Origin of the sequence: Gordonia rhizosphera NBRC 16068 (assembly GCF_000298195.1) — a bacterium.
GTDB lineage: Bacteria > Actinomycetota > Actinomycetes > Mycobacteriales > Mycobacteriaceae > Gordonia > Gordonia rhizosphera.
In genome coordinates this window covers 42,449-62,733 of sequence record NZ_BAHC01000084.1, presented here as the reverse complement: position 1 = coordinate 62,733, position 20,285 = coordinate 42,449, and the positions used below count along the sequence as shown (strand labels likewise).

At 66.7% G+C, this 20,285-nt stretch carries 21 protein-coding genes and 2 tRNA genes; 12 read left to right on the top strand and 11 right to left on the bottom strand.

Going from position 1 to position 20,285, the window contains the following annotated elements; genetic code table 11:
- The 3 genes from GORHZ_RS10260 to GORHZ_RS10250 form a co-directional block, all read right to left on the bottom strand.
- The coding region (locus GORHZ_RS10260) for an NDMA-dependent alcohol dehydrogenase (RefSeq protein ID WP_006332709.1) at positions 1-1,128 on the bottom strand (1,128 nt) is incomplete at its 3' end.
- 203 nt (positions 1,129-1,331) lie between these two features.
- Positions 1,332-2,936, bottom strand: coding sequence for a fatty-acid--CoA ligase FadD5 (gene fadD5, locus GORHZ_RS10255; protein ID WP_006332708.1), 1,605 nt, complete (start codon positions 2,934-2,936; stop codon positions 1,332-1,334).
- Positions 2,937-2,992: 56 nt separating this feature from the next.
- Complete coding sequence (locus tag GORHZ_RS10250) at positions 2,993-3,796, bottom strand: enoyl-CoA hydratase-related protein (RefSeq protein WP_051998824.1); 804 nt, start codon at positions 3,794-3,796, stop codon at positions 2,993-2,995.
- 198 nt (positions 3,797-3,994) lie between these two features.
- On the opposite strand from GORHZ_RS10250, the gene GORHZ_RS10245 reads away from it, so the two are divergent.
- Positions 3,995-5,248 (top strand): TetR/AcrR family transcriptional regulator, encoded by a 1,254-nt coding sequence (locus GORHZ_RS10245; RefSeq protein WP_006332700.1) that lies wholly within the window; start codon positions 3,995-3,997, stop codon positions 5,246-5,248.
- On the opposite strand, the gene GORHZ_RS10240 is transcribed toward GORHZ_RS10245, so the two are convergent.
- Positions 5,222-5,977: an Rv1363c family protein gene (locus GORHZ_RS10240; protein ID WP_006332698.1), complete on the bottom strand. Its 756-nt coding sequence runs from the start codon at positions 5,975-5,977 to the stop codon at positions 5,222-5,224. The two genes, GORHZ_RS10245 and GORHZ_RS10240, sit on opposite strands and share 27 nt — an antisense overlap.
- 144 nt (positions 5,978-6,121) lie before the next feature.
- On the opposite strand from GORHZ_RS10240, the gene GORHZ_RS10235 reads away from it, so the two are divergent.
- Positions 6,122-6,862: a GntR family transcriptional regulator gene (locus GORHZ_RS10235; protein WP_083877252.1), complete on the top strand. Its 741-nt coding sequence runs from the start codon at positions 6,122-6,124 to the stop codon at positions 6,860-6,862.
- A 33-nt stretch (positions 6,863-6,895) separates the two neighbouring features.
- Here GORHZ_RS10235 and GORHZ_RS10230 read toward each other — a convergent pair whose 3' ends face one another.
- Complete coding sequence (locus GORHZ_RS10230) at positions 6,896-8,293, bottom strand: DUF1214 domain-containing protein (RefSeq protein ID WP_083877251.1); 1,398 nt, start codon at positions 8,291-8,293, stop codon at positions 6,896-6,898.
- Positions 8,294-8,511: 218 nt separating this feature from the next.
- Here GORHZ_RS10230 and GORHZ_RS10225 point away from each other — a divergent pair, with 218 nt between their 5' ends.
- The 6 genes from GORHZ_RS10225 to GORHZ_RS30800 all read left to right on the top strand — a co-directional run bounded on the left by GORHZ_RS10225 (position 8,512) and on the right by GORHZ_RS30800 (position 12,965).
- Positions 8,512-9,450: an ABC transporter ATP-binding protein gene (locus GORHZ_RS10225; RefSeq protein WP_006332692.1), complete on the top strand. Its 939-nt coding sequence runs from the start codon at positions 8,512-8,514 to the stop codon at positions 9,448-9,450.
- Complete coding sequence (locus GORHZ_RS10220; protein WP_006332690.1) at positions 9,447-10,235, top strand: ABC transporter permease subunit; 789 nt, start codon at positions 9,447-9,449, stop codon at positions 10,233-10,235. Before GORHZ_RS10225 ends, GORHZ_RS10220 begins: the two co-directional genes overlap by 4 nt.
- A 41-nt stretch (positions 10,236-10,276) precedes the next feature.
- Positions 10,277-11,287 carry a GmrSD restriction endonuclease domain-containing protein gene (locus tag GORHZ_RS10215; protein ID WP_245551391.1) on the top strand — a complete coding sequence of 337 codons (1,011 nt, stop codon included), beginning with the start codon at positions 10,277-10,279 and terminating at the stop codon, positions 11,285-11,287.
- 115 nt (positions 11,288-11,402) lie between these two features.
- Complete coding sequence (locus tag GORHZ_RS10210) at positions 11,403-11,834, top strand: hypothetical protein (RefSeq protein ID WP_006332686.1); 432 nt, start codon at positions 11,403-11,405, stop codon at positions 11,832-11,834.
- 32 nt (positions 11,835-11,866) lie between these two features.
- Entirely contained in the window at positions 11,867-12,859 is a 993-nt protein-coding gene (locus GORHZ_RS29490) for a hypothetical protein (protein WP_006332684.1), read from the top strand.
- A complete protein-coding gene (locus GORHZ_RS30800; protein ID WP_006332682.1) occupies positions 12,801-12,965 on the top strand; it encodes an LGFP repeat-containing protein in 165 nt (54 codons plus the stop codon). Before GORHZ_RS29490 ends, GORHZ_RS30800 begins: the two co-directional genes overlap by 59 nt.
- 87 nt (positions 12,966-13,052) lie before the next feature.
- Here the strand turns inward: GORHZ_RS30800 and GORHZ_RS10200 are convergent.
- The 5 genes from GORHZ_RS10200 to GORHZ_RS10180 all read right to left on the bottom strand — a co-directional run bounded on the left by GORHZ_RS10200 (position 13,053) and on the right by GORHZ_RS10180 (position 17,772).
- Positions 13,053-13,125: transfer RNA gene (locus GORHZ_RS10200), tRNA-Asn, on the bottom strand.
- 101 nt (positions 13,126-13,226) lie between these two features.
- A complete protein-coding gene (locus GORHZ_RS10195; protein ID WP_006332680.1) occupies positions 13,227-14,825 on the bottom strand; it encodes a SulP family inorganic anion transporter in 1,599 nt (532 codons plus the stop codon).
- Positions 14,826-14,867: 42 nt separating this feature from the next.
- The gene (locus tag GORHZ_RS10190) at positions 14,868-15,575 is read right to left on the bottom strand and encodes a cysteine hydrolase family protein (RefSeq protein WP_006332673.1); all 708 of its coding nucleotides are present in this window, start codon (positions 15,573-15,575) and stop codon (positions 14,868-14,870) included.
- Positions 15,572-17,002 (bottom strand): allophanate hydrolase, encoded by a 1,431-nt coding sequence (locus GORHZ_RS10185; RefSeq protein ID WP_006332672.1) that lies wholly within the window; start codon positions 17,000-17,002, stop codon positions 15,572-15,574. Before GORHZ_RS10185 ends, GORHZ_RS10190 begins: the two co-directional genes overlap by 4 nt.
- Positions 17,003-17,058: 56 nt before the next feature.
- Positions 17,059-17,772, bottom strand: coding sequence for a GntR family transcriptional regulator (locus GORHZ_RS10180; RefSeq protein ID WP_006332671.1), 714 nt, complete (start codon positions 17,770-17,772; stop codon positions 17,059-17,061).
- Positions 17,773-17,896: 124 nt separating this feature from the next.
- Between GORHZ_RS10180 and GORHZ_RS10175 the strand changes: the two genes are divergently transcribed.
- Positions 17,897-17,970, top strand: a tRNA-Ile gene (locus GORHZ_RS10175).
- A 106-nt stretch (positions 17,971-18,076) separates the two neighbouring features.
- Here the strand turns inward: GORHZ_RS10175 and GORHZ_RS10170 are convergent.
- Positions 18,077-18,856: a class I SAM-dependent methyltransferase gene (locus tag GORHZ_RS10170; protein ID WP_006332670.1), complete on the bottom strand. Its 780-nt coding sequence runs from the start codon at positions 18,854-18,856 to the stop codon at positions 18,077-18,079.
- 185 nt (positions 18,857-19,041) lie between these two features.
- Between GORHZ_RS10170 and GORHZ_RS10165 the strand changes: the two genes are divergently transcribed.
- The 3 genes from GORHZ_RS10165 (at position 19,042) to GORHZ_RS31240 (ending at position 20,280) form a co-directional block, all read left to right on the top strand.
- Positions 19,042-19,428, top strand: coding sequence for a TA system antitoxin ParD family protein (locus tag GORHZ_RS10165; protein ID WP_006332669.1), 387 nt, complete (start codon positions 19,042-19,044; stop codon positions 19,426-19,428).
- On the top strand, positions 19,425-20,033 hold the full coding sequence (locus GORHZ_RS10160) for an ATPase (protein WP_006332668.1): 609 nt from the start codon (positions 19,425-19,427) through the stop codon (positions 20,031-20,033). Before GORHZ_RS10165 ends, GORHZ_RS10160 begins: the two co-directional genes overlap by 4 nt.
- A gap of 79 nt (positions 20,034-20,112) precedes the next feature.
- On the top strand, positions 20,113-20,280 hold the full coding sequence (locus GORHZ_RS31240; RefSeq protein WP_169330665.1) for a hypothetical protein: 168 nt from the start codon (positions 20,113-20,115) through the stop codon (positions 20,278-20,280).
- Positions 20,281-20,285 lie beyond the last annotated feature (5 nt).

Here is a 20,285-nt window from a genome sequence, read left to right as displayed (position 1 = left end):
GATCGTCGTCGGTCGTAGCCGGATCACACCGCGGATGTTGCGGCCCTCGAGCATGTCCCGGTAGCCCTCGTTGACCTGGTCGAGCCGGTACTGGCGGGTGATCATGTCGTCGATGTTCAGTTTTCCCATCTTGTACATCGACAGGAGCTGCGGGATGTCGAGCTTGGGGTTGGCGCCACCGAAGATGGTGCCCTGCAGGTTCTTCTGCAACAGCGTGAGCATCGCGAGGTTGAGGGTGACCTCGGTCTCCATCATGTTGCCCATACCGGTCAGCACGCACGTTCCGGCCTTGGCGGTGATCCCCATCCAGGAATCGACGTCACGGCCGTGCACCTCGCCGACGGTGACGATCACCTTGTGACACATGTGCCCCTGCGTGATCTCCGCAATCGACATCGCCGCCTCCTCGACCGAGGCGAACGCGTGGGTGGCGCCGAACTTCATGGCCTGCTCACGCTTCCACTCGACCGGATCGATGGCGAAGACGTTGCGCGCACCCGAGATCACCGCACCCTGTAGGGCTGCGGTACCCACGCCGCCGACACCGACGATGGCGACGTCCTCCCCGGGCCGGACGTTGCCGCTACGGGTCGACGACCCGTACCCGGTCGGCACACCACAGCCGACAAGGGCGGCGACCTCGAAGGGGATCGACTCGTCGATCTTCACCGCCGAGGCCTCGTGCACGACCATGTACGGCGCGAACGTGCCGAGCAGGGTCATCGGGTAGACCGGTTCGCCCTTCGCCGTGTGGATGCGGAAAGTGTTGTCCGAGACCGCCTCCCCCTGCAAGAGCATGGCTCCGAAGTCGCACAGGTTCGCCAGGCCCGCCCTGCACGACGGGCACTTGCCGCATGACGGGATGAACGACAACACGACATGGTCGCCGACCTCGAAATCCGTGACACCCTCACCGATCTGTTCCACGACGCCGGCACCCTCGTGACCGCCGAGGATGGGGAAACCCGCCATCGGGATACCACCGGTCACGAGATGGTGATCGGAGTGGCACATGCCGGCCGCTTCCATCCTGATCTTGATCTCGTGGGCCTTGGGATCGCCGATCTCGATCTCCTCGATCTGCCACGGCGTGTTGATCTCCCGCAGCAACGCACCCTTGGTCTTCATGACATCCTCCGCTCGTATTGGACGCGTCATCGGACGGATCGATCCCCCACAGACGCTCGATACCTGGATGAGACCCTAGTCACTTTCGCGCAGAAATGGAACGTGTTCTAGTTGGTTCTCAGTCGTGTCACAGCATGACCGGCAACGAAAAACGGCGTGCACACGCGGAACGTGTACACGCCGTATTTCGAGATATACGCGGATCAGTGCGCGAGACCCGCGTCCTTGCTGCCGTAGGCCGAACGCAGGGTCGGCTTGACGACCTTGCCACCCGCGTTACGGGGCAGCTCCTCGACGATCACGAGGTCCTTCGGATGCTTGAAACGAGCGAGGTTCTCGTTCAGGTAGGACTCGAGCTCTTCGAGGGTGAGGTCGTCGACACCCGAAGCGAGCACGACGACGGCGACCGGCACCTCCCCCCACTTCTCGTGGGCCCGGCCGATGATCGCGGCTTCGGCGATCTTCGCGTGGCCGAACAAGGCGTTCTCGACCTCGGCGCAATAGATGTTCTCCCCACCGGAGATGATCATGTCCTTGGCGCGGTCGACGACGTAGAGGAACCCCTCCTCGTCCTGGCGCACGAGGTCACCGGAGTGGAACCAGCCACCGTGGAAGGCATCGGCGGTGCCCTGCGCGTTCTGCCAGTAGCCCTTCATCATGTTCGGGCCGCGATAGACGATCTCGCCCACCTCCCCGGGCTTGACGTCGTTCATCTCCGGGTCGACGACGCGCGCGGTCACACACGGCACCACCTTGCCGATCGAACCGAGCTTGCGCAGCGCGTCCTTGCCCTCGAGCACGCAGGTGATCGGCGACATCTCGGTCTGCCCGAAGACTGCGACATTGATGGCTTCCGGGAAGGTTTCGTTCATCGCCCGCAGCACGGTGTCGGATGCCGGGGCCGCACCCCAGCTGATCACCCGCAGCTTCAGGTCACGCGGGCGCGCCTGCTGGGCAGCACAGACCGCCTGCCACTGGGCCGGAACCAGGAAGATCGACGTGGTGCCCTCCTGCTCCAGGATGTCGAGCATGTCGTCGGGGTCGAAGGCGCCGAGCGGATGGATCACCGAGAGTGCACCCATGTAGAACAGCGGGGTCATGGCGCCGAGGCCCGCGATGTGGAACATCGGTGCCACGCACGCGCCGATCTCGTCGCGGCTGGTCTGCAGGGCCTGTAGACAGGTGACCGCCTGCGCCTGCAGGTTGGTGTGGGTCAGCATGGCGCCCTTGGGCTTTCCGGTGGTGCCCGAGGTGTACATGATGAGGGCGACGCTCTCCTCGGGGACGTCGACCTCCGGAAGGTCCACCGAGCCCTCGGCGATCAGGTCCTCGTAGCGGAGGTGAGACTCGTTGGTGGTGTCGCCGACGACGATCGTGTTGTCGATCGCGCCGGTGGATGATCTGACGGCGTCGGCGAGCGGGGCGAGCATCGTCTCGGTGACGATCGTCCGGGCGCCGCTGTCGGTGACCAGGAACGAGATCTCGGCCGGGCTCATCCGGATGTTCACGGGCACCGGGATGGCGCCGATGAGGTTCGCACCGAGCACCGCCTCGACGTACTCGCTGCGGTTGAGCAGAACCATCAGGACCCGGTCACCGAACTTGACGCCCCGACGATGCAGAGCCGCCGCGAAGGCCTGGGTTCGCTCGTCGAGTTCTTTCCACGTGGTGACCTGACCGAGGAACTTCAGTGCGGGCTTGTCCGGCGTCATGAAGGCGTGACGACGCACCTGGTTGTTCCAGTGGTTGCGCCGAGAACGTAGCGGTTCGGTGGTCAGATCGCTGCTCGGATTGATGGTTGCGGTCATAGGGCCCCTCCTGTCTTTGTGACCTGCGCGGTCACGATGTGCGTTACGTATGTGCGTCAGCGCTTGGCGCCGACGAAGGCAGCGATCGCCGCCTGGAACTCGGCCGATTGCAGCAGTTCGGTCTGGCCGTCGAGTTCATGCCCGAGCGCGGCCTCGAAGTCGGACATGGTGTGCGCGTCGAGTGCGGCCTTGGTGATCCGCAACGCGCTCGGCGACGACTGGGCGAGTTTGTCGGTCACCTGTTCCACGACCGCGTCGAGAGCGGTGCGATCGGCGACCACCTTGGTGACGAGCCCGGCGTCGAAAGCCTCTGCGGCCGGCAACTTCTCACCCAGTAGCGCCATCGCGTTGGCCCGTGCCCGACCGATCGATGCGGCCACCGACATCGTGGCGCCACCGTCGGGCATGAGACCGATGTTGACGAACGGGAGCAAGAAGTAGGACCGCTCGGTCGCGTAGATCAGGTCGGCGACGAAAGCCAACGACGCGCCGACACCGGCCGCCGCACCGTCGACGGCCGCAATCACCGGTACGCCCACGCGGCGGACCGCGCGCACCAATTCAGATCCACCCGAGATGATCCCGCGCGCCCGGGTCGGGTCCATCCCACCGCCGCTGCCCTGCCCGCCCTGGAAGACGTCGACGACGTCGGCGCCGGTGCTGAAGTTGCCGCCCATACCGTCGATGACCACGGCGCGAACGTCATCCCGGTCCGACAGCTCGTTGCAGGCCGCCATGATGCCTGCACTGGCCGCGCCGTTGAGCGCGTTCATTCGATGCGGACGGTGGATTTCGATACGGGCCACCCCTCGGTCATCTACTCCGACCCGGATCTCATCCCCGTCCACGTCGACACCCATCGCAGTTTCGCCCTCTCTTCCCGAAGTTCTGGCTCGCTCATCGAGCGGTCTCGGTGACCACACAATTACCACAGTGCGACCCAGATCACGAGAATACCTGTTAACTTATCATCGCGAAAGATCCCCTTGTCCTGCGTATTTATCCACATCAGCCGAAATGATCACTGTGAATTCGATCTCCGACTACGCTCACTTGCCATGAGCGCGCACCCGCCCGCCCCGCCGACGACGAGCGCCCGAACCGCGCCCCGTCGTCGCCCTCGCGACCGCCGCGAGCAGATCCTGCAGTCGGCGGCCCGGGCGTTCAGCGCGAACGGATTTCACGCGGTCCGACTCGACGACATCGCCGCCGACGTGGGCATCTCCGCCCCAGCGCTCTACCGCCACTTCCCCAACAAGTACGCACTCTTCGCGGAGACGACCCGCACCCTCGCCGACGCGCTGGCCGATGCCACGAACGCGGTTCCCGCCGACACCGCGCATCCCGCAACGGAACTACGCGGGCTGTTGGCCGCCCTGACCGATGCCGCGATCGAGAATCGGCGCAGCGGCAGTCTGTACCACTGGGAGGACGCCTTCCTGAAGCCCGACGATGCCCGGTACGTCCGCGACATCGTCGTGGCGCAGCACCGACGGATTCGGGCTGATCTGCAGGGCATGCGCCCGACGCTCGATCGCGACGAGGCGGACCTCATCGCCGCGGCGATGACCAGCGTGGTCGCGAGCCCGGCAACGCACCGGACCGCACTGCCCACCCGCCAGATCGGCGAGTTGATCACCCACGCCGCCCTGTCACTGGCCACCGTCGAGCTGCCCCCCGAGGGCCGCGCACCGCATACCGCTCCGTTGACCGGGCTGGCCCCCACTTCCAAACGCGAACTCCTGCTCGCCGAATCGATCCGACTGTTCGCCGCCCACGGATTCCACGATGTCACCATCGATGACATCGCCCGTGCCGCGGACCTGCCCGCGTCCGGTGTCTACCGACATTTCGAGAGCAAGGCCGCGATTCTGCAGGCCGCGTTCTGGCGGGCGTCGGATCGGGTGACCGCGATGATCGCCGACGCGTTGTCGTCGTCGACCACGCCGCGCGAGGTCGTCGTCGGACTGGTCACCCGCTACGTGGATCTCTATCTCACAAACAACGATCTGATCAGTGTCTACGTCTCCGAGATCGGCAGCGTCGCGCCGCGGCAACGCACCGCACTGCGCAACCAGCAGCGCATCAACATCGAGGAGTGGGCGGCCTGGGTCAGTCGCGACCGGCCCGATCTCTCGGCGGCGCGGTCCCGATTCCTGGTCCAGGCCGCGCTCAACGTCGCCATCGACCTGACCCGCCTACCGCGCAAGCCGTCGGCGGATCACATCTGCGCGCTCTGCATCCGGTTGTTGACCGGCACCGACGGCACGTCCGACGAAGGTGGGTCAGACGGTGTCGAAGTCGGCGAGTAGCCACTGCCCGTCGCGCTGCTCGAGGGTCACCTTGACCCGGGACTGGTAGGGAATCCCCTGGGGCAGTTGATCACTCACGTCCGGGGCGGTGACCGTCTGGTCGAGGGTGGCCAGCACGACCGCCTTGGTGTCGGAGATGGACTGCAGGCCCGCCTCGTTGGATTCCGCCTTCGACACCCCTCGTGCGGCCGTGTTTCCGCGGCGCGCGTCCTGTGAGGACTGGATGTAGCGCTTGGCGAATTCCGGGGTGGAGATTTCCCGGATGCGGCGATCGAGGTCGGCGTAGTCGGCCGAGTCGTAGGTCGCGAGCTGCGCCGCGTACTGCCGGCCGAGATCCATCACTTCCTGGCGGGTGGTTTCCGACGGCCCGGCCGCGTCGGCCCTGTTGCCGGCCTGTGCGGCGGCGTAGGCGAAGTAGGCGGTCGTGGTCGCGAGCACCACGACCAGCGCCGACAGCACGGCCAGCAGAATGGTCGAGCGGCGAGCAGACACCCGGATTCGACGACGCGTCCGCCCGGCCTTCGGTTCACGACGCGACGCCTCCCGTTCGTCCCGGCGCTCGGCCTCCTCCCGGAACTTCTCCCGGTTGGTTCGGTTGACCTCGAGGAATCGGTCACCATCAAGTGGTGTCACGTCGGAGTGGTCCGCCGGCGCCGCGACGACGGTCTGCTTGACCGCATCGTCGTCGACCGACGGCGCCGATCCGGACGAGCGCGGGGTCTTGGGCATGCGACCAATGTAGCGATTGCCCACACGCCGACGATCACCGCATGTCATATCAGATATATTTTGAGAGGACCATCCGTCCTCGCACTCGGGCCAACCGCATGGCACGGGCCCGACGCAACCACTTCAACGTTTACGGTGACACAGATGAGTAGCAGTGCGACATCGTCGGCGCGACCCGCCGCACGCCCCGACCGTCGGCTCCGGCGCCGGCCGCAGCTTTCCGAAGAGGTGGCGGCGCATCTGCGCGAGCAGATCATGACCGCGGCCATCCGCCCCGGAGAACACATCCGGATGGATGAGACGGCGGAGATCCTCGGCGTGAGCGTCACCCCGGTACGTGAGGCATTGTTGACACTGCGTGGCGAGGGCATGGTGAACCTCGCCCCGCACCGCGGGTACGTCGTCGCCGATATGAGCCGAACCGATGTCGAGGATCTGTTCTGGCTGCAAGGCGAGATCGCCGTGAAGCTCGCCCTGCGCACCGCCGACGCGATCACCGCGCACCAACTCAACGAACTCGAGTCGTGCAATGAACGACTGCGGGCCTCGCTCGCCTCAGGAGACGGGGCAAAGGTCGCCGACGCCGAGTTCGAGTTCCACCGACTGCACAACCTGATCGCCGCGAGCGGGAAACTCTCGTGGTTCCTGCTGAGCGCCACCCGATACACCCCCGCTCAGCTCTACGCGACCGACCCCGAGTGGGGTGAGGTCGCAATCGACAGCCACTCCAGGCTGATCGCCGCATATCGGGCGGGCGATCGCGCCGAGATCGTGGAGCAGACCCGCCGGCAGTTCACCGATGGCGCGTCCCGACTGATGCGTCATCTCGAGAACGCGGGAATCTGGGACACGCCCGAGGAGACCGACGACACCGACCGGCGCTGATCGACGCCGGCCGATGTCGGATGCGGTGCGAGTTCAGCGCCGCCACACCGGCGGTGGCACATAGGTGTTGTTGGCGACGGAACTGCCCGGGATCACCCCGTAGAACCGCAGCATCACGTTGAACGGCCGGAATCCCACCGGCAACCAATTCGCCTCGGGCACGCCGGGTGGCTTCACCCGCGAAATGTAGATCGACAGTGAGCCGTTCGGGTTGTACCGAAGTCCGGGTGTGTAACCGGCGACGAGGTACTTGTTGATCGGGTTGGGGATCATCTCGATCGCGTTCGGCGTGTACGCGGTCAGCGACCAGAACCGGGATGCCTTGGGGATCTGGCTCTTCGGGAAGGTGAGCACATACGTGTTGGCTCCGTCCAACGGTGCCCCCGTCCCGTCGCGGAACGTGTGGTAGTAGGCCGCGGTCGAGATCCCGTTGCCGAACTGGATGTACTCGTTGAGCGAGGCCCGGTCGAGGACGTTGGTGCCCCACTTGCCCATGTTGGTGAAGTGGATCCAGTTGTTGCGATCACGGTGGTTCTGGTAGTTCGCGATCAACGCGCCATGCGCCGCCCGCGCCCCCGCGGACACGGCCGGCCACACCGCCGGATCCCCACCCCCGGCGAACACGCGGTTGAAGGCGTCGGACAGGGCGCGGTCGGCCCTGCTCAACGGCGGTACGCGGCTGCTGTTGCCGACTGCCCGCTGCAGTTGCTGGAGGAACACCACCGGCGCGGTGTTCACGAGCGTGTCGGCCATCGTCTTGACCGGCAGGGCGAACTCCGCCACGGATCGCACCGCGGTCGCTCCGCCGGCCGGGTTGGCCTGCCAAGCGCTGTAGGTCTGCATCAGCAGGGACTGTCGGAACACCGCGGCCTGCGCCGTCTGGTCGACGTTCTTACTGAATCGGTCGGCACGGAAAATGAGGATCATGAACGGATGCGGCAGCGAGACCCGCGTCGCGCGGGCCGGGACCGGACCGCGATAGCCCGGCGCGGTCAGTGCGTACAGCGTCGTCGGCGTCGCCACCCCGGCCTGCTTCGAGGGGATGGCCGATGGATAAACGTTGCCGTAGGCGTCGAGCAGCAGCACCGAATAGCTCACCGGTGTTCGCGGCACCGTCACCATGACCGGCCCAGCAGAGGTGTCGACGGGCGAACTGCCATAGAGGGTGTCGTCGTTGATCGCCACGACTCCCTGATACAGCGGAGAGATCGTGTCCGGCCCGATCAACCGGTTGTGCGGCGCAACATCGAACTGGGTCTGGGTCAACCACAGCGGATAGAACGTCGTCGTATATCGCTGGGCGAGCGACTCGATGCTCGCCGCCGATGCCGGTGGTGCGGCCGGCCAGAAGGTCACGGTCAGCAGCGACGCCGCGAGAACGAGCGCCGCTCGGACGAGCATTAGACGGACAGATCCGGGATGACGGTTCATCGTGCTCCCAACGATGTTGCCGGTGCCCCGCCGGCGACCGCGAGGCGCCCCCAGTTTAAGAGGCCGCGTCAATTTTCTCAGTGACTTCTCAGAATTGTCGCGTCTGCCTGATTTCGGCGTCGCGATTGCCGAACATCCGGCGATCCGTGCCGCACTCGGCCGACGCCGGGCGTCTACCGTGCATGTGGGGAGCACCTCGCACGAAACGGAGCAACGAGATGACGGCGCCGCCGATCCTGATCGAGAACCTCACCAAGACCTTTGCACCCGAGCGCGGCGTCATGGACGTCTCGATGACCGTCGACGAGGGTGAGGTGTGCGGCTTCCTCGGTCCCAACGGTGCCGGCAAGTCGACGACCATCCGGTGTCTGATGGGTCTCTACCGCCCGAACAAGGGCCGGGCGCACATGTTCGGACTCGACGCATCCTCCAGGAACGCCGAACGCCTGCGTGATGTCGGATACCTGCCGGGGGAACTGCATTTTCCCGAGATGCTCACCGGTGCCGACATCCTGGCGCGATTCGCCCACATGCGCGGCCTGCGCGACATGACCCAACGCGATGAACTCGTCGACCGACTCGGCGTGGAACTCGACGCACCGATCCACACACTGTCGAAGGGCAACAAGCAGAAGCTGGGGATCGTGTCGGCGCTGATGCACAAACCGCGGCTGCTGGTGCTCGACGAACCCACCTCGGGTCTCGATCCCCTGTTGCAGGACACGTTTGCGACCATGATGCATGAGGCGGTCGGCGAAGGCCGCACCGTCCTGCTGTCCTCGCATGACCTCGCCGAGGTCGCACGACTCGCGCACCGCGTGGTGATCATCAGGACCGGACGGATCGTCGTCGACGACACCATCGATGCTTTGCGCGCGACCGCTCCGGGAAGCATTGAACTCGATTTCGACCACGACGTGGACGTGTCCGCGCTCTCCCAGATACCCGGGGTGACGATCCGAACGTCCACGCCCCGACATGTCTCGCTGATCCACACCGGTTCGGTCGCACCGGCATTGACCGCGATCGCCGCGCTGGAACCGGTCTCGATCACCGCCCGACCCGCCGAACTCGACGAGCTTTTCCTGCGCCTCTATGAGGGTGAGGACCTCCAGCGCGCCGGAACCGATGGCGGCAGCGAAGGAACGGCGCGATGACCTTCGACCTCGAACGCCTCGACCTGCGGCTGCGTCGCCGGATGCTGATCGGCACCGCGGTCGGCGCCGCCGCCTATCTGTTCATCATCGTGGCGATGTACCCCTCGTTCAAGAACGACTCGTCGATCAACTCCATGATCGAGAACAACCCGTCGATGTCGGCGATGTTCGGTATCAGCGGATCGATCACCTCACCCGAGGGATGGCTGAGCGCCAACATGTACGCCAACTTCGGGCCGCTCCTCGCCCTGCTGCTGACCATCGGCTACGGTGCCGCGGCCATCGCCGGGCAGGACGCCGACGGTGAGCTCGGGCTGATCGCCACGCAGCCCATCACACGACGCGTGATTCTCGGGCACAAGGTCGTGGTGCTGACCCTGGTGGCGACGGTGGTGCCGGTGGCGTCGCTGGTCGTGTGTTTCGCCGGACCGAGTTTCCAACTGACGCCGAACTGGGGTGCCCTGGTGGGGGTGACGGTGGCGCTGACGCTGCTGGCCTTCGACTTCGGCGCCGTCGCGCTTCTGGTCGGTGCGCTCACCGGACACCGAGGACTGGCCTTGGGAATCGCGAGCGGCGTCGCCGCGGCGGCCTACCTGATCTCCTCACTGGCCCCGGTCATCAACGCGGTGCACACCATCCGGTGGCTGTCCCCGTTCTACTGGGCGGTGGGCGCCAACCAACTCGTCGACGGTGTCAGCGCCGCGGACTTCGCGGCGTTGGCCATCTTGGGTCTGGTCCTTGCGGCGCTGTCCCTGGTCGCCTTCGAGCGGCTCGACATCCACTGACGCGGACACCCGATGGACAGCGCGATCGCGGACATCCCATCGTGAGCGCGAACCCGAGGATCTCGCGCACGACCTGGGTGATCGTCGTCGTCGCCGTTGCGACCCTGGCCGGTCTGCTGGGTCTCATCGCACTCGGGTCGGACACCGACGACGATGCGGCGGCGGCCCCGTCGACGACGAGCACGACCGGGTCGCCGTCGACGACAACCTCGAAGACCCCGTTCACGACCGCCTCGGCGACGCAGCCGGCTCCGGGCGACGCGAACGCCGCGCTCGCGAAGCTGGCGACCCTGGCGGTGAAGGGGCGCGCACCCAAGACGGGGTATTCGCGTGACCAGTTCGGGCAGGCGTGGTCCGACGACGTCACCGTCGACGGTGGCCACAACGGCTGCGACACCCGCAACGACATCCTTCGTCGCGACCTCACCTCGATCGAACTCAAACCAGGTTCCAACGGGTGCGTGGTGCTCTCCGGCACCCTGCAGGATCCCTACACCGACACGACCATCGCCTTCGTCCGCGGTGAGGACACCTCGGCGGCGGTCCAGATCGACCACCTGGTGGCCCTGTCCGACGCCTGGCAGAAGGGCGCCCAGCAGCTCGGTGTCGACGAGCGCCGCAACTTCGCCAACGACCCGCGCAACCTGCAGGCCGTCGACGGATCGGTGAACCAGCAGAAGGGCGACGGCGACGCCGCGACCTGGCTGCCGCCGAACAGGTCCTATCGCTGCACCTATGTCTCCCGCCAGATCGGGGTGAAGGCCCTGTATCGCTTGTGGGTGACACCGGCCGAAAAGGACGCCATGACCCGCATCCTCACCGCGTGCGGCGGCGTCCCCGTCGACTCGACGACAGCCGACCAACCGACGTCGACACCGGAGGACACCGCGCCGCCGGCCATCACGACCACCGAACCGGACACCGGTGATGGCGGCGTCTACTACGCGAACTGCTCGGCGGCCCGAGCCGCCGGAGTCGCCCCGCTCCATGTCGGGGAACCCGGCTACCGACCGGGTCTGGACGGGGACAACGACGGCGTCGCCTGCGAGTGAGGCGACAGTCCGGGATATGACGATCGAATGGCGTGCTCGCATGTGCGTTCCGCGGAACGCGGCGGGCCGTCGCACACCCAACACCCAGTCACCGGAATCGGAGGATCGTGGAGGTATGTCCGCTGACGACTACGCGCGTATCATCATCGCCGTCGGCCGCGGCATGGGTGTCACGTCGCGCGGCATCATGATCGCACTGGCGACGACGCTGGTGGAGACGAACATCCGGAACTACGCGAACCGTGCGGTGCCGGGGAGCCTCACGGTGCCCTACGACGCGATCGGCTCGGATGGCAAGAGTGTCGGACTGTTTCAGCAGCAGCCACAGTGGTGGGGCCGCGGCGACGGCATCGACCTGATGGATCCGGCCACCGCGGCGCGGCTGTTCTACGCGCAACTGGTGCAGCTGGACTACAACTCGTCGGCGCATCCGCCCGGTTGGTATGCGCAGGCCGTGCAGCGATCGGCCCACCCCCACCGCTACGACACGCGGTTCGGCGACGCCGAGGCACTCTACGAGCGCCTCACCACGTCCACCGTCTTTTAAGCAAACTGTCACCTCGATCACAAGGAGGGGCCATGGTCGACTACGGCATCACCAACACCATTTTCGGCTACCGCCCGGACACGATCGGCACCGGGAACTCCGACGGGGTCCGCCGGCGCACCGACTACGGTGTGGTCCACACCCAGGAGGGCGGCACCGGCGACGCGATCGCACTCGCCCGCTACTGCAACAGTGCGAACGTCTCGTACAACATCGAGGTCGACGACGCCCATACGGTGCTCAACGTCCCGGTGACCGAGGCACCGTGGGCGGCCGCCGCCGCCAACGGGATCGCCTTCCACCTGTGCTTCGCCGGGTCGTTCGCCGCGTGGTCGCTCGCCTGGTGGCTGTCGAGGGATGCGTCCGACGGACTCGACGAGGACGCGATGCTGTGGCGCGGGGCGCGTGCGATGGCCGCCGCTTCGCGGCAGTTCGGGTTCCCGCTCGAGTACGCCGGCGACAACGGCCGCAGCGGCTGGCCCGTTCTGCCGAAAGGCGTGTGCGGGCACAAGGATTTCGGTGTCCGCGGCGGTGACCACCACGACCCCGGTGACATCGACGGCGTCGGGTTCCCGATGACCGAGTTCCTCCGACGGTGCCGCACCTTCGTACACCCGGTGCCGAACCTCATCGACGCCGAGGCGCGGGTCGCCGCCGGCTGGATCGGCACCCGGATCACCCGGGGCGAGAACCAGATCATCCGGGACGGCCGACTGGTCGGCGCGTGGGTCGCGTTCACCAACGGCCACATCTACTGGCGCAACGGGGCGAACGCCGCCTACGCCATCCCGCACGGCGGCCTTTTCGAGGCGTATACGGCGCGCGGATGGGAGTCGGGCGAATGCGGGTTCCCGATCCTGCGTCATCAGGTGTTCGCGTGGGGGCCAACCAGGCCTTCGAAGGCGGTGTGCTGTTCGTGCCGAACGGTGGGCCGGTGCCGGATTCCTGGTCCACGGCAAGATCGGCATGCGCTATGCCGCGATGGGTTGGGAAACCGGGTCGCTCGGCCTTCCGACGTCGGATGAACGTCCCGTCGAGGGAACCGACAACATCATGCAGACCTTCGAGCACGGCATGCTGCGCTGGTCTCCCACCGGCGTGATCGTCGACCTCACCGCGAGTCGAGCGTGACCGGGTCCGGCCACGGCAGAACACCGAAAGCAGAAACACAGAAAGCCCCCGTCCGCCTGCGTGCGCAGGTGACGGGGGCTTGTGTTGCTCCCCCAACTGGACTCGAACCAGTAACCGTTCGATTAACAGTCGAATGCTCTGCCAATTGAGCTATGGGGGAATGCGCTCGAACCGAGTTGTGACTCTAGCGCATGGACGCACCGGAGAACAAAACGCCTGTACGTTCGTCCTCCGGTGCGTCCGAGCGCATGGTGCGCTACCTCAGTGACCGGCGACGATGTCCGCCTCGTCGACGGTGACCGGCGTGCGCGCCCCCGGCAGGAACCAGTAGCCCAGGCACACGATGCCGAAGAGAAGGTAGCCGAGCGCCACCTCGGGGTTGGCCGCCCATTGCACCTCGGGCGCGTGGATGAGTCCGATGAACGAGAGCACCGCGCCGACCCCGCACGCGATCGCCGCGAAGTGGAACTTCTTCTCCAGGATGAACGTCACGATGGTGCCCAGCACCAGACCGACCAGGACGGCGCCCTCACCGAGGGTCTGCAGTCCGTCGTAGACGACGCCTGCGCCGTTGAGAGCGTCGTTGCCGACCTCACCGGCCGTGGTGCCGGCGGCACTGAGCGCGTTGTCGACCATCCCCGACGCCCACTGCGCAAGGTTCGGCAGAATGGCCGCGACCACCGCCACCGCATGTAGTCTCGGCACCGCCTGGAAGGCCTGTGCACCGATGAGCAGACCGATATAGAGCAGGATCGGCACGATCGCGGGAACCGGCAGCAGAGCGTCGAGCACGCCGAACAGCCCGATGAAGCACAGGATCCCGATCACCACGCCGCTGGCCAGCGAGTAGCTGGCGCGACCGCCGGCGTCCTTCCAGCCCGGGTGACCGATGTAGACGGCCGGCGGGAACGGCGAACCGAATCCGGCGCCGATGCAGGCGCCGGCACCGTCGGCGAGCAACACACTGCGCAGGTTGTAGTTGTCGCCGGCCGCCGCGGCGCTCTCCACGTTGCTCATCGCCTCGGTGAAGTTGTAGACGCCGAGCGGGATCGCCGTGCCGAGCAGCGGTGCGAGGTTTCCGAGACCGGACAGCAGCATGTCGACGCGCAGATCGGGGATGCCGACAGCGATGTCGGAGACTGCGTTGGTCAGGTCCGGTACCGACATGTAACCGCCGATCCAGCCGATCGCGGTACCGACCAGCAACGCGGCCAGCCCCACCGGGATGTTGCCCGGCAACCGCACGTCGGTGAAGAAGCCGATGAGGATGATGGCGAGCACCGGCAGGCCGATCCACGCCACCTCCCACATCTGGGCGGCCGGCCGCATCGAGATGAAGGTCAGGGAGATGCCGGCCAGGGTGCCCAGCATGGCCGCCCGCGGGGTGAGTTTGCGGACGTACGGGCCGACGAACGCTCCGATCATCACGATCACGCCGATCATGAACGCCCAGGCCAGACCGGCTTCCCAGGCCTGCATCGCGTCGTTGGACTGCAGGTAGACCGGCAGCATCACGACGAACACGACGATGAACATGTGCGGCACGCTCGGTCCGTACGGCAACGCCGTCACGTCGCTGCGGCCCTCGCGTTTGGCCAGCCGGCGGGCGAGGAAGGTGTAGTAGACGTTTCCGAGGATCAGCGCGACTCCGAGCGCGGGCAGCACGGTTCCCAGGACGTCGCCGGCCGGGATGTTGACCACGGCGATCATCAGACCGGTCAGGGTGAGAACGTTGACCAGGATGTTGAAGCCCAGACCGAAGAACGCATTGGTGTCTCCGCGCGTCCACCACGCCACGGTGGTGGGACCGGGCGAGGAGGTTGGATCAGTGGGCGGCGCGGGCTCGGTGGTAGTGCTCATGATGTGCGAGTTCCTTTCGGCAGCAAATCAAGTGGCAGATCATCAGGACAATGCGGAGGACGGCGACGCTGCCGCGTGTCGAGAGATTGCGGCGATCACCTCACCGCTCGGGGCGGTCCAGCCGAAGATGCCGCCCTGCGCGGCGATCATCTCCAGACCCACCCGTTGGAACTCGGGGAAGTAGGAACCGACACAGTCGGATACGACGACGCACTCGTAGCCCCGGTCGTTGGCCTCCCGGGTGGTGGTGTGCACGCAGACCTCCGTCGTGACACCGGTGACGAGGAGCTGAGTGATCTCGTTGTCGGCCAACACCTTTGCGAGATCGGTCGCGTAGAACGCACCCTTGCCCGGCTTGTCGATGACGATCTCACCGTCGGCGGGGGCGAGTTCATCGATGATGTCGTGCCCGTACTCGCCCCGGATCAGGATGCGTCCGAAGGCGCCGGGGTCGCCGATGCGTTTCGACGGCGCACCGCGATTGAGCTTGGCCGGCGGACAGTCCGAGAGGTCGGGAAGATGACCCTCACGGGTGTGGATCACCAGCATCCCCGCGTCACGGGCCGCCGCCAGCAGCCCGGCGAGCGGCTTCACCACACGCTGCAGCTGGCTGACGTCGTTGCCCAGCGTCTCCCCGAACCCGCCGGGCAGCAGGAAGTCCCGTTGCATGTCGATGATGACGAGCGCCGTGCGGGCGAGATCGAGCGCGATGGGTTCGGGCAGAGCTGGAATGCTCACCGGATCGGTCACGGTACGAGCCTTTCTGAGTGCAGGTCGGAGGTTTCGGCCGCTGCGGATGCACGCGGCTCGTCGAGCAGCGCCGCGGCAAGTTGCAGCACGGTGTCGTCGGACAGCGCGTTGCCCAGAAACATCGCGCTGTGTGGGCGGCCATCGGCGGTGTGGCCCTGCGGCACGGCGACACCGAGCAGGTCGAGGAGGTTCCCGAAATGCGTGTAGTGGCCCAGCATCGTGTTGGCCTCGATCGGTTGGTGGAAAACCTCGTCGACGGTGAACGTCCGGCCGATCGTCGGGACCACCAGCACATCCATGTCACGCCACAGGCGCCCGACCTCGGCGCGCAACTCCTGCAGCGCCTGCAGCGCGGCGAAGGCGTCGACGGCGGAGTACTTCTCGCCGCTGCGCAGGATCTCCCGCACCACCGGATGGATGGAGTCCGGGTGTTCTGCGAGGAACTCGCCGAACACGACCAGACGTTCGGCGACCCAGGGGCCGGCGTAGAGCAGTTCTCCGGCGGCGAAGAACGGGGCCATCGACACCTCGTGGAACTCGACGTCGACCGGAAAGCCGCCGTGCGCCAGTCGGTTCCGGAACGCGAGGTGGGCCGCCCGCATCGCATCGTCGCCGAAGAACTCGAGTTCGGCCACCGGCGGCAGCCCCACCCGGACCGGTCCGCCGGCGAAGGCCGGACCCGGCGACCGCGACCACGGGTCGTCGTCGTCGCGACCGGCCATCACGGCCATCACCCGGTCGACGTCATCGATGCACCCGGCCATCATCGTGATGCAGTCCAGCGACTTGCATGCGGGGACCAGCCCGACGGTGCTGATCAGGCCGCGCGACGGCTTGTAGCCGACGACACCGTTCAGGGCGGCCGGCACCCGGCCCGATCCCGCGGTGTCGGTGGCGACCGCGAACGGCACCTGACCCAGGGCGACGGCGAGCGCCGATCCGGAACTCGAACCGCCCGAGATCATCTCGTTGCCGTAGACGCTGCGCGGGATCGTGTACGGGGTACGGGTGCCGTTCAATCCGGTGGCGAACTGGTCGAGATTGGTCTTGCCCACATAGAGTGCACCAGCATCGAGCAACCGCTGCACGGCCGGCGCGGTGTGCTCGGCGATGTAGGCATAGTCCGGACACGACAGCGTGGTCGGCACGCCGGCGACATCGATGCTGTCCTTCACGCCGAACGGGACCCCGTAGAGCGGTAGTCCACGCGCACCCGGCCGGCTTTCGAGTTCGGCCGCCGCCGCCAGCAGTTGCTCGCGCGGCACCGTGGACAACCACGTCCCGTCGTCGCCGCGCGCCTCGATGGCGTCGGCGACCGACCGCGCGGTCCGCGTCGGCGACCCGCTTCCGCTCACATGACTCTCGAGGATCTCGGCCACCGACGGGCCGATCGAAGGTCCGGATTCCGTCCGAATCACAAAGTCCATACCGTCGATTGTCGACAGAATTATGGCGCCTGCGGATCAACTATGTGTCGGTTGTGTTAGCGCTCACTACCCCCGGCCGGCGCCGACACACCTCCGTCGGGAGCGACCGCGAGATCGAGGTACTGCAGGTGTCCGTGATCGCGCATCGCGGCGACCGCGGCGACCGGGTCATTGGTCTCCAACGCCTCGAGGATCGCGAGATGCCGCTTGACCCCATCGTCGGGGCCGTGGTGATCGGCCGTCTCGGTGCGCAGGTTCACCGCCATCGGCAACTGGAGCTTGAGCAGGATCGGCGCCAGGGTGATGTCCAGCTGGCGATTGCCCGCGAGTCCGACGACGGCCGCGTGGAAACGGCGATGCGCGTCATCCTTGCCGAGGTCGTCGGTCGCCTTCTTCATCTCCTCGACGGCGGCGCGCACGGGAGCCAGCTGCACGGCGGGGTCCGACAGCGGCAGCGCCGACTCGATGGCATAGCGTTCGAGAACCTGCCGCAGGCCGAACAACTGGATGATGTCCTGCGGCGACCAATCGGCCACGCGGGTACCCCGCCGCGGCTGGTGTTCGACGAGACCTTGCTGGGCAAGCAGTCGCAACGCCTCACGCACCGGGGCGCGACTGATGCCCAGGTCCGCGCACAGGTTCTCCTCGATGATCTTCTCCCCCGGCTTCAGGCCGCCGGAGAGAATCGAGTCCCGAATGCGACGACCGGCGACATCCACGAGGCTTTCCGGGAGATCACGGTCCCCACTCTCCCCGTCGGCCCCGGTCATGCGCTCCTCACCCTCGTCGACGTCTGATTTCCCTGCAGTGTAGCGGCGCGAATGCAGGCGCCGCCCATTCGAACGCCTGTGCCGGTGCGGTAATGTGCACCCGCGGACATGCGTTGTCCATCAGGGGGCGGTAGCTCAGTCGGTTAGAGCCGCGGACTCATAATCCGCTGGTCGTGGGTTCGAGCCCCACCCGCCCCACTCACCCACTCCGTCGACCGTGCGCAGTTCCCCGTCCACCGTGCGCACGATCGGCGCCAAACTGCGCACGGTGGACGGGATCGCGCGCACGCTCGACGGGGGCGACTCAGGGAGCGACGACGCCGCGCACTGCCCAGGCACGCGCTCGGAGCGCGAAGGAATGGTCCGGACCGCCAACCAGCAAGCGGTCACGCAACCGCGCTTGCAGGGCACGCCGTTCGGGTTCGGACAACGACGCCACGAAGGAGCCGGCCGGTCCCTGACCGAATGTGAACGGTTCCCAGTAGTCGTCGAACGATCCGAAGTCGAGATCGATCGTCAGCGCGCGCTCCTCGACCTCGCTCAGCCCCTCCGCACGCCAGAGTTCGCCCAGTTCGCCGGAGCGACACAGCGGCATGGCTCGTTCGTCCCGGGATGCGGCGGCGGGGATCACCGCGACGGCCTCGTCCCAGAACACCCGGAGCATTTCCATGCCCTCGCCGTAGTCCCACACTGCCGCCGCCACAACACCTTTGGCCCTGGTGACGCGGATCATCTCCCGCACGGCCGCGGCCGGGTCGGCCAGGAAGTTCATCACCAGCATCGACAACGTCGCGTCGAAGGCGGCGTCGGCATACGGCAGCGATAGCGCACTTCCCACGTCAAAACTCACCGAACGCCCGCGCACGCACCGTCGGGCAGTGTCCACATAGGCCTCGGCCGGGTCCACACCGGTGACGGTCACCGACCCGATCTCGGCGGCCGCGAATGTGAGCGCGCCGGTGCCACACCCCACATCGAGAACCGCACAGCCCTCGCCGACGCCGGCGAATGCCACCATCGGCGGTGCGAGCCGTCGACTCCAGCGACCCATGAAGCGGTCGTAGCCGTCGCTTTCGGAGAACATGACCGTCCCCTGTCGCCGCCTCGAGCCCGGATCGGACCACGCGAGGATTACTCGAGGAATTCTAGCGCCGGTAACCTCTCTCGAGGTGACCCGCTCGGCAATGTCGCGGCGGACGCACGATTCTGTTGCAGACTGCTACAGTTGACTTTGTAGCAGACTGCAACAGCTGGTCCAGGGAGTTGACGATGGCGGAAGCAACAGCCGACAAGGTGACCCGATTCTCCGCCGCTCTGGTGAATGCGGCCGGCGCCGAGGGAGCACGCGAGCAGCGCTCCGCCCGGCAGCAACTCGAGCATTGGGCGCGCGTGGGTCAGGGCGTGTCGATTCGCACGAGCACGGCCCGTCGCCGCGTGGAGGCCGCCCTCGCCGGCCATTTGCCGATCGATTCCCTGACCGAGGAGGAAGGCGTCGTGTTCGACGCCGAGGTCGACGCGCTGCTCGACGAGCGTCTCGCGGAGGTCGACCACGTTGAGGCGCGAGCCGCGCAGGGATTGTCGTCGGTCGCCATCGACGAGCAGGGCCGGATGGTCGAGTATCGGCCGGATGGGACGACGGTCGTCCTCGAATCGTGAGTCCCCGTGTGGATCTCGTCATCGGATGCAACGGCGCGGGCAAGACCACACTGGTCGACCGACATCTGATACCCATCCTCGGGACCCCGTTCGTCAACGCCGATGAGATCGCCCGGCAACGCTGGCCCGACGATCCCGAGGCGCACTCGTACGAGGCCGCCGACGTGGCCGCGGCCACCCGGACCACCCTGATCAGACTGGGGCGTTCGTTCATCGCCGAGACGGTCTTCTCGCATCCGTCCAAGCTCGATCTGATCGACGCCGCGCATGATCATGGGTTCCGCGTCATTCTCCACGTCGTCGTGGTGCCCGAGGCATACGCGGTCGAACGCGTGCGGCTGCGGGTCGCCGGTGGAGGTCACGCGGTGCCGGTCGACAAGATCCGACAGCGCTATCAGCGGGTCTGGCCGCTCGCAGTGCAGGCCATCCGGGCCGCCGATCAAGCCACGGTGTACGACAATCGAGGACGCCGCACCCGGGTCTTGGCGCGGTTCTTCAACGGCGTCCCGACCCCTCCCACACAATGGCCCGAGTGGACTCCGTCGGCGTTCATCGACGCCTGGCCGACCGGGTATGAGCAGAATCACAGCCCACCGGACGCCTGAAACCCCGCGCTCACTGCCCGAACGGACAGGTATCGCCCCATACTTTTCGGTAATCGCCGAAGCATCGAGGGAGGGCGATATGAGTGCAAACGGTATCCACATCTGGGGTCGGCCACGTCCGGTGCCGGACCGCTGCAACGGAGCACACACCTATGCCGGGGGCTGCGTCTACAACGCCGACGACCCACACCGGCCGCTGTACCCGGAGGAACTGCGCCCCGGCACCCGTTTCCCCACGGCCGCCTGAACCGG